We start from the raw sequence: 9,136 nt of genomic DNA, 5'->3' as shown, positions 1-9,136 counted from the left end.
TTAACGCTGAGGTGTGATGACGAGGCACTACGGTGCTGAAGTAACAAATGCCCTGCTTCCAGGAAAAGCCTCTAAGCATCAGGTAACACGAAATCGTACCCCAAACCGACACAGGTGGTCAGGTAGAGAATACCAAGGCGCTTGAGAGAACTCGGGTGAAGGAACTAGGCAAAATGGTGCCGTAACTTCGGGAGAAGGCACGCTGATATGTAGGTGAAGTGGTTTACCCATGGAGCTGAAATCAGTCGAAGATACCAGCTGGCTGCAACTGTTTATTAAAAACACAGCACTGTGCAAACACGAAAGTGGACGTATACGGTGTGACGCCTGCCCGGTGCCGGAAGGTTAATTGATGGGGTTATCCGTAAGGAGAAGCTCTTGATCGAAGCCCCGGTAAACGGCGGCCGTAACTATAACGGTCCTAAGGTAGCGAAATTCCTTGTCGGGTAAGTTCCGACCTGCACGAATGGCGTAATGATGGCCAGGCTGTCTCCACCCGAGACTCAGTGAAATTGAACTCGCTGTGAAGATGCAGTGTACCCGCGGCAAGACGGAAAGACCCCGTGAACCTTTACTATAGCTTGACACTGAACACTGGTCCTTGATGTGTAGGATAGGTGGGAGGCTTTGAAGTGTGGACGCCAGTCTGCATGGAGCCATCCTTGAAATACCACCCTTTAATGGCTGGTGTTCTAACGTAGACCCGTAATCCGGGTTGCGGACAGTGTCTGGTGGGTAGTTTGACTGGGGCGGTCTCCTCCTAAAGAGTAACGGAGGAGCACGAAGGTTAGCTAATCCTGGTCGGACATCAGGAGGTTAGTGCAAAGGCATAAGCTAGCTTGACTGCGAGAGTGACGGCTCGAGCAGGTGCGAAAGCAGGTCTTAGTGATCCGGTGGTTCTGAATGGAAGGGCCATCGCTCAACGGATAAAAGGTACTCCGGGGATAACAGGCTGATACCGCCCAAGAGTTCATATCGACGGCGGTGTTTGGCACCTCGATGTCGGCTCATCACATCCTGGGGCTGAAGTAGGTCCCAAGGGTATGGCTGTTCGCCATTTAAAGTGGTACGCGAGCTGGGTTTAGAACGTCGTGAGACAGTTCGGTCCCTATCTGCCGTGGGCGCTGGAGAATTGAGGGGGGCTGCTCCTAGTACGAGAGGACCGGAGTGGACGCATCACTGGTGTTCGGGTTGTCATGCCAATGGCATTGCCCGGTAGCTAAATGCGGAAGAGATAAGTGCTGAAAGCATCTAAGCACGAAACTTGCCCCGAGATGAGTTCTCCCTGACTCCTTGAGAGTCCTGAAGGAACGTTAAAGACGATGACGTTGATAGGTCGGGTGTGTAAGTGTAGCGATACATTGAGCTAACCGATACTAATGAACCGTGAGGCTTAACCTTACAACGCCGAAGATGTTTTGGCGAAAGACAGAGACAATATTCAGCCTGATTACAGATTAGATTGACATGCAAAAGCGTGTTGATAAACAGAATTTGCCTGGCGGCTGTAGCGCGGTGGTCCCACCTGACCCCATGCCGAACTCAGAAGTGAAACGCCGTAGCGCCGATGGTAGTGTGGGGTCTCCCCATGCGAGAGTAGGGAACTGCCAGGCATCAATTAAAGTGAAGAAGCCCATCCTGCCGGATGGGCTTTTTTGCGTCTGTGCGGGATGAAAACCGCCGGATGCGGCGTGCCGCCTTATCCGGCCTGCAGGGGCTGGGCTGAATGTATTTTGTAGGCCTGATAAGCGCAGCGTATCAGGCAACGCGGCGGTACATTGCCGGATTCGACGTAACAGCCTTAATCGACCAACAAAAGCACACTGTCTCGATCTACTACACGGATCTCTCCCTCGACCATATCTGAATCCTTTCTCTGCTAATTAAAATCGTGATCTTTACCGCACAATAAGATATAACAATTATATAACATTCTATTCACTAAAAAACACACAACCATCATTGATAAATTCACGCGATCGTTGGCAGGGGTACAATTCTAATGGCTGATAGTAGTGTAACTGAGAACGGGGCGCTGTCAGACGGCGATACCCGTCGTCGTATATGGGCGATTGTCGGAGCATCATCAGGAAATCTGGTCGAATGGTTTGATTTCTATATCTACTCTTTCTGCTCTCTCTATTTCGCTCATATCTTTTTTCCCTCCGGAAACACCACCACACAACTCTTACAAACCGCCGGCGTTTTTGCCGCTGGCTTCTTGATGCGACCAATTGGAGGCTGGCTGTTTGGCCGTATCGCAGATAAGCACGGGCGTAAAAAGTCCATGTTGCTGTCCGTTTGCATGATGTGCATGGGATCGTTGGTGATCGCTTGTCTACCGGGATATGAAACTATCGGTACCTGGGCGCCTGCGCTATTACTGCTGGCCAGGCTATTCCAGGGGTTATCTGTCGGTGGTGAATACGGAACCAGCGCGACCTATATGAGTGAAGTCGCCGTTGAAGGTAAGAAAGGTTTTTATGCTTCATTCCAGTACGTAACGTTAATCGGCGGACAGTTACTGGCATTGCTGGTTGTGGTCATATTACAGCACACGTTAGAAGACTCAGCGCTCAGAGAATGGGGTTGGCGTATTCCATTTGCGTTGGGCGCCGTGCTGGCTATTGTTGCGCTATGGCTGCGTCGCCAACTGGATGAAACCTCGAAACAGGACGTTCGTGCGCTGAAAGAAGCGGGCTCTCTGAAAGGTCTGTGGCGTAATCGCAAAGCTTTTGTCATGGTGCTTGGTTTTACCGCCGCGGGTTCGTTGTGTTTTTACACGTTCACAACCTATATGCAGAAGTACCTGGTTAACACAGCCGGTATGCATGCCAACGTAGCCAGCGGGATTATGACGGCGGCACTGTGTGTGTTCATGCTAGTACAACCGCTGTTCGGCGCCTTGTCTGATAAAATTGGCCGACGTACTTCAATGCTGTGTTTTGGCGCGTTGGCCGCGATTTTCACTGTTCCCATTCTGACAGCATTGCAAAGCGTAACATCCCCGTATATGGCGTTTGCTCTGGTGATGTGTGCTCTGTTAATCGTCAGTTTCTATACGTCAATTAGCGGTATTCTGAAGGCCGAAATGTTCCCGGCGCAGGTGCGCGCTCTGGGGGTTGGATTATCTTATGCGGTGGCCAATGCGTTGTTTGGCGGTTCAGCCGAATATGTCGCGTTGTCCCTGAAGTCTGTCGGTATGGAAACGACATTCTTCTGGTACGTCACTGCGCTGGCAGTCGTTGCGTTTTTAGTATCGCTAATGCTGCATGGGAAGGGGAAAGGTCTGCGCCTCTAGTAATGTGCCAGTTGCCAGACCGCATAGCCGGTAGATGCGCCTGCAACATCCCAGGCGAAGTCCTTCCAGCTCCAGCCGCTCCCAGCGGGACGGCTGTCCCATAGCTCTTTTGACGCACCCAGGCTGACTGAGAACATCAGGCCGATAGCCGCACTGCGATCGCGGCTGTTACCCTGATGTTGGGCATATTCATTGCCGGCTGCGGCAAGCATGGCGGAGGCGATGAAGTGTTGAGCTTTGTCTTGCCCGCTCCACTGGTCGTTAGCCATATGGCTGCAGCCCGAAATGGCAAGGATACTGATAAGAATGAACAGGCGCACCGTTGCCTCCATATGAAAAACCCCGTCACTGGACGGGGTCTTGATTACAGAATACGGCTAATTAATCTGTCGATACGAATACGGCGTAGTCGACGGATGAGCTTACGCACTTTGACTGGATAGTCAGCAATGCTTTGCAGGTCGCGATAGTGCTTAACGACGGTAGTATGCGTACGGATAAGCTCCAGCTCTTTATCGCGCTGAGGGGTGAGCTCTTGCTTAGGATCGTGGATAAGGATGGCGTTTTCCAGATCCAGACGCCAGGCGCGAGGGTTAAGGTTGTTGCCGGTGAGTAGCATCCATTTATCATCAACCCACATACCTTTCAGATGATAGGTATTGTCATCATCTTTCCATAAGCGCACGACCAACTGGTCGGTATTCACGTAATACTGCAATCTGCTCAGGAAACGGCGCAGATTTATTTCATACAGATAAGGCAGCGCACCGATGATCTTGAATGGCTCATCTTCCGGGATGAAAAAGTCGTTGGCGGTTTTATCACCGACAATGATTTCAACCTTTTTCCCTTCACGCAGCAGTTGAATGATATTGCGCACCAGTATGGCGGGAAGGTTGAAATAAGGGGTACAGATTGTAAGCTTGTGCTCCGCGCAGGGCATAAGATGGAAAATGGTCTTATTTAACAGACTGGATTTCCCAAGACCCACCAGAGGCGTAACCGAAAGCTGTTCGTTATCAGCATCACCCTGAAAATGGAATGACGCATCGCGCAGTTCCTGACGGTACAGGCGGATGTCGTTTTTAATTTCTGGGCTTTTAGGGCGGTTGATATCATCAAGACGGTTAACGCCTCGACCGTTCATCAGGTTTTGCGTCACCCAATCGAACATGATATCGGCCATTTGCGCGTTGCGAATCAACTGATAACGGTCATAGCGATATTTATCATGCTGATGCAGGTAAACATCGTTCAGACTGGCCCCGCTGTACAGGACGCTGTCATCAATGATAAAGCCTTTGAAATGCAGGACGCCAAGCGCTTCACGGGTGTTAATCGGAACGCCATAGACAGGAATATCGATACCAGGGTTTTCTTGCGCCATTCGGCAATACCAGTCAGCATTGGTATTGGATGCCGCAGCCCCAATACGACCGCGCTGGGCTCGGTGCCAGTCGACAAGCACCCGGACATCCAGTTCAGGACGCTGCCGTTTTGCCGCATAGAGAGCGTCAAGTATGCCTTTACCACCGTCATCCTGTTCCAGGTACAGCGCAATAATGCAGATCCGTCGCGTCGCGCTGGCTATTTTTTCCAGCAGAGTCTCCCTGAAATTAGCGGGAGCATAAAAGAAATCTACATCATCAACTGACTGAGAAATCTTGGGTAGTTGGGCAAGGTGTTGTTGATGTTTATTACGCTTAAATTTTGACAACATCACAGTGCATTTCTTCTCTGTTCATTGAAGGGTCCTCTGTGCTATGCAGACGACATAAGCGGGCAATGATACCACCAGTACCCATTAATGTGGTCAACATTTCCAGTACCTTACTCACGATTCCTCACATTGGGCCAGATTAAGCGTTAGCCCAACAATTCCCTCTTCGAGCTGGACGTCAACAACAAACCCGAGTTTTCGGGCCAGGGCGACCATCCCACGATTGTTCGGCATCGTAATACCATTCAAACGTATAAGTCCGTGATCTCGAGTATAGGCAATTAATTTTTCCATCAATCGGCGACCCAGTCCAAGCCCTTTGAGATCGGAACGAACCAGTACGGCAAACTCAGCGTCTACGTTATCAGGATCCGAGATCGCTCGCGTTACGCCGAGGATCTCTTCGTGATTATCTTTACAACGCACCGCAACAAAGGCCATTTCCCGATCGTAGTCGATCTGCGTCATATTGGCTAAATCTTCGTGGGTAAATTCGTTGATCTCACTGAAATAGCGATAATAAAGATCTTCTTTTGTCACCTGAGAAATGAACTGCTGAAGATGAGGTTCATCCTCCGGCAAAATGGGGCGGAACAGACAGCGCTCGCCGTTCTTCAACTCCACCCACTCTTCAAGCTGATGAGGGTAGGGACGTACAGCCAGTCTGCTTTCGTTATCGCCCGTGAAAGGGGCAATATCCAGCGTAACGTCCAGCGCGGTAAATTCTCCGGCCGAGGCCAGCAGCGGATGAATATCCAGACGCTGAATTTCCGGACAGTCGACGATCAGGTTGGAGACCTGCACCAGAAGCTGGCTCAACCCGGCGATATCCAATGGGCGCAGTGCACTGCGCGCGCGGATCTTTTTATTTTTGATCCCCTGGATCACCAGATAACGCGCCAGATTCATGTTCAATGGCGGCAATGCCACCACGGCTTGATCTTCCGGTCGCCACTCAACACCACCTTCACCCAGCATAATCAACGGGCCAAATACCGGGTCGTGTTCAACGACGACGCGAAGTTCCTGAGCACCAGCGCGATTCGCCATACTTTGTACTAATAAACCGTGAATGCGTGCCTGCGGCCAGGCCATTTTTACCCGATCGAAAATTGCATTGGCAGCCTGCTGCACTTCTGTTGCTGTACGCAGGTAGAGCATTACCCCTTGAACTTCCGACTTATGCGGGATATCAGGAGAACGCAGCTTGAGCGCCACCGGGTAGCCGATTTGCTCCGCGATGTGTACCGCTTCCGCGCTGTCGCTGGCGATCCACGTTGGCAGCGTGTGTAAGCCATAAGCCTGTAAAATCGGCTGCACTTCGTGGGTATCAAGCGATGTGGCTCCTTCAGCAATCGCCCGCTGTAACAGATTATGCGCTTCGGCGGTGTTGGAGGTCAGGCTGTCAGGCAGCGCAGGCGTTTCTCGTAGCTGCTTCTGGTTTCGCCGATACTCCACCATATGCATAAATGCGGTGATGGTACCTTCCGGCGTGCGGTAGGTGGGCAGTCCGGCTTCACTAAACAGTCTGCGGGCTTCCTGAGAGGAAAACTCTCCGCACCAGTTGGTCAGTAACGAGACGAATTTTCCTCGGGGGTGATGCTTTACCGCTTCAATCAATGCCTGTGCGCTTTCGGTTCCGGGAGCGGCTGCGCTGGGGGAATGAATCACCATCAACGCGTCGAAATCCTGGCTGGCAAGCAAAATATCCAGCGTCTTAACGTAGTGTTCGCTGCTGGCGTCATCACGCAGATCCAGCGGGTTGGCGATATCAACATGTTCAGGCAAGGCATCGCGTAATTTCTGGCAGGTGTCTTCACTCAACGTCGCCAACTTGCCATTTTTTGACCACAGTTCATCTAATGCCAGTGCGGCAGGCGCGGCCCCATTGCTGATGATCATCAGCCTGTCGCCACGCAGCGGGCGCATGTGGCTCAGGGTTTCGACCGCCGAGAACAGCTCGTGGGTGTCTTGTACGCGTAGTAAACCGGCGCGCTGAATAGCGGCGTCCCACGCGGGGTCCATCCCGGCGCTGGTATGCAGTAAACGCTGCGCCGCTGGACTACGACCGCTCTTAATCACCAGAATAGGTTTATTGCGCGAGGCGCTGCGGGCGGCGGAAACAAAGCGTCGGGCATCACTTAAATGCTCGAGATACAGCAATATCGCGCTGGTTTTGCTGTCGCGCGCCAGGTAATCCAGCAGCTCATCAACGTCAATATCCAGGCTATCACCCAGCGCGATAAAGTAAGAAAAGCCCATTTCTCTCTGCTGTGCCCAGTCGAGAATGGTGTTGGATACGGCGGCGGATTGAGAGATAAAAGCCAGCTTGCCGCGCTTAATCGGAACGGGGGAAAAGCTGGCGTTAAGTCCTTGCCAGGGCGCGAGAAGTCCCAGGCTGTTGGGGCCCAGCAAACGTATGTTGTAGCGTGATGCGCAGGCCAGTAGCTCTGCGTGCTGCGCCGCGGGAGCTGAGAGAATAATGCAGGTTTTACAGCCTTTCTCGCCAAGCGCTTCGAGTAACGCCAGGTTACGGCTGGCATTGGTGCACAACACAGCGAGATCCGGGCTAAAAGGCAGGCTGTTGATATTGGGCCACGCCAGTACGCCCAACACCGCTTTCCATGCGGGCGTCACCGGTAAAACAGGTCCATTGAAACCGCCGGCAAGCAGGTTACGCATCATCAGGTAACCCGCGCGATTAGGCTTCATTGACGCCCCAATCACTGCAATGGATTTCGGTCGCAGTAGTGCTTCCAGGCCACGCTGACTCATATCGGCTTCCTTAATGACACCAGTGACCGAATGATTTTAAACGTTTTCTGATGAATCTGCTGTGACGCTTCCCTGATGTTGAGTTTTTCCTGCCAGGTAGCGGGTTTTAAAGCGAGTGAAATGATCGCTTAACCCTTCAGCGGCTTGCGTATCTCCCGCCAGATCCAACAAGGCGATGGCCACTTCGGCAGTGCAATATTGCCCTTCAGCGTGAACGCCACGCAGGTGGTAAGCAGAAAGGCGTGATAAATCAACGGAGATCACCGGCAGGTTATCGAGGTACGGGCTTTTGCGGAACATTTTACGCGCCTCAGGCCAGGTGCCGTCGAGCATGATAAACAATGGGGGCTTACCGGCTGGTGGCGTGAAAATCACTTCACGCTCTTCACCCGCATAGGAGGCCGGGAATACAACCATCGGCTGGTAATCCGGATTTTTCACCAGTTCCAGCAGCGCCTGCGGCGGCTCGGTGCGTGACCACTGAAAAGCCGTGGTATCGGGCAGAATATCAGCAATCAAACGCCCCGTGTTGCTGGGCTTCATCGGCTCGGTATCAAACATCACCAGACAAAAACGACTTTTTGCCTCAGAGGGTGCCAGCGTTGCGCACAAGCAGAGTTTCTGCGGCAGCAGGCAGCGCTGACATCGGCGAACGCGATTACCTCGGGCAAGGAAAGGACGCGTGGCGCGCGCGAGGCGCTCAGCGCGTAACTGAAGAACAGCGTTATCGGTCATGGGTAAACACGTTGAAAAACGCTATTGTCGCAGAGGTGAAAACGGGGCACAAGATGCGCCCCGTAGAGATTATAATGATTCGTTAAGCCAGCTATCAAACGGGGCTTTTGGTACAGCGCCGTTAAGCATGTCGACGATTTCCCCTTTTTTGAAAATCATAATGGTCGGAATGCTGCGGATACCGAAACGGGCGCTGAGTTCTCGCTCGGCTTCCGTATTCACTTTAACAAAACGCACTTTACCGCTACGCTCTTCCGCGACATCTTCAAAAATCGGGGCGAAGTTACGACATGGACCACACCAGGGGGCCCAAAAGTCAACGACCACCGGGAGATCGTCTTTTAACAGTTTATCCAGTGTCTCACCGGTCGCATTGATCACCTCCCCATCAAACAGGTCGTGACCACAGCGTCCACATTTAGCCGCTTCCTGGACACGATTGTCAGGGATGCGGTTGATAGCCTGGCAGCTGGTACAAACGGTATTCATAACTAACCTCTGGATGAGTGGAGTGGACTTCACGGCAGGAACGCCAGTATGTTTCTATTATGTTACATATTATCGGGGAGTCTGTTCTAAACAACAATGCGTTTTATTCAATGAGT

6 protein-coding genes and 2 rRNA genes are annotated in these 9,136 nt (G+C 52.1%); 3 read left to right on the top strand and 5 right to left on the bottom strand.

Annotated features, from left to right (window positions below; translation table 11 throughout):
• The 3 genes from OGX92_RS13405 to OGX92_RS13395 form a co-directional block, all read left to right on the top strand.
• A 23S ribosomal RNA gene (locus tag OGX92_RS13405) occupies positions 1 to 1,401 on the top strand; the annotation flags it as partial.
• A gap of 96 nt (positions 1,402 to 1,497) precedes the next feature.
• Positions 1,498 to 1,613, top strand: a 5S ribosomal RNA gene (rrf, locus tag OGX92_RS13400).
• A gap of 389 nt (positions 1,614 to 2,002) precedes the next feature.
• Positions 2,003 to 3,301 carry an MFS transporter gene (locus OGX92_RS13395; RefSeq protein ID WP_048225111.1) on the top strand — a complete coding sequence of 433 codons (1,299 nt, stop codon included), beginning with the start codon at positions 2,003 to 2,005 and terminating at the stop codon, positions 3,299 to 3,301.
• Here OGX92_RS13395 and OGX92_RS13390 read toward each other — a convergent pair.
• The 5 genes from OGX92_RS13390 to trxC all read right to left on the bottom strand — a co-directional run bounded on the left by OGX92_RS13390 (position 3,298) and on the right by trxC (position 9,020).
• Positions 3,298 to 3,633: a YfiM family lipoprotein gene (locus tag OGX92_RS13390; protein ID WP_208021691.1), complete on the bottom strand. Its 336-nt coding sequence runs from the start codon at positions 3,631 to 3,633 to the stop codon at positions 3,298 to 3,300. The genes OGX92_RS13395 and OGX92_RS13390 overlap by 4 nt on opposite strands.
• A 32-nt stretch (positions 3,634 to 3,665) precedes the next feature.
• The gene (gene pssA, locus OGX92_RS13385; RefSeq protein WP_003835350.1) at positions 3,666 to 5,021 is read right to left on the bottom strand and encodes a CDP-diacylglycerol--serine O-phosphatidyltransferase; all 1,356 of its coding nucleotides are present in this window, start codon (positions 5,019 to 5,021) and stop codon (positions 3,666 to 3,668) included.
• 114 nt (positions 5,022 to 5,135) lie between these two features.
• On the bottom strand, positions 5,136 to 7,796 hold the full coding sequence (locus OGX92_RS13375; protein ID WP_003835349.1) for a bifunctional acetate--CoA ligase family protein/GNAT family N-acetyltransferase: 2,661 nt from the start codon (positions 7,794 to 7,796) through the stop codon (positions 5,136 to 5,138).
• A 36-nt stretch (positions 7,797 to 7,832) separates the two neighbouring features.
• Entirely contained in the window at positions 7,833 to 8,531 is a 699-nt protein-coding gene (gene tapT, locus OGX92_RS13370; protein WP_003835347.1) for a tRNA-uridine aminocarboxypropyltransferase, read from the bottom strand.
• 69 nt (positions 8,532 to 8,600) lie between these two features.
• Entirely contained in the window at positions 8,601 to 9,020 is a 420-nt protein-coding gene (trxC, locus tag OGX92_RS13365) for a thioredoxin TrxC (protein WP_003835346.1), read from the bottom strand.
• Between the last annotated feature and the right edge of the window lie 116 nt (positions 9,021 to 9,136).

This window comes from Citrobacter sp. Cpo089 (genome assembly GCF_030332695.1).
GTDB classification, from domain to species: domain Bacteria; phylum Pseudomonadota; class Gammaproteobacteria; order Enterobacterales; family Enterobacteriaceae; genus Citrobacter; species Citrobacter portucalensis.
Note: the sequence above shows the minus strand (reverse complement) of the source record. Positions and strands in the feature narration are given on the sequence as shown.

Coding starts and splice junctions, on each gene's coding strand:
- pssA (WP_003835350.1), bottom strand. CDS start 5,021: ATGTTGTCAAAATTTAAGCGTAATAAACATCAACAACACCTTGCCCAA.
- trxC (WP_003835346.1), bottom strand. CDS start 9,020: ATGAATACCGTTTGTACCAGCTGCCAGGCTATCAACCGCATCCCTGAC.
- OGX92_RS13390 (WP_208021691.1), bottom strand. CDS start 3,633: ATGGAGGCAACGGTGCGCCTGTTCATTCTTATCAGTATCCTTGCCATT.
- tapT (WP_003835347.1), bottom strand. CDS start 8,531: ATGACCGATAACGCTGTTCTTCAGTTACGCGCTGAGCGCCTCGCGCGC.
- OGX92_RS13395 (WP_048225111.1), top strand. CDS start 2,003: ATGGCTGATAGTAGTGTAACTGAGAACGGGGCGCTGTCAGACGGCGAT.
- OGX92_RS13375 (WP_003835349.1), bottom strand. CDS start 7,796: ATGAGTCAGCGTGGCCTGGAAGCACTACTGCGACCGAAATCCATTGCA.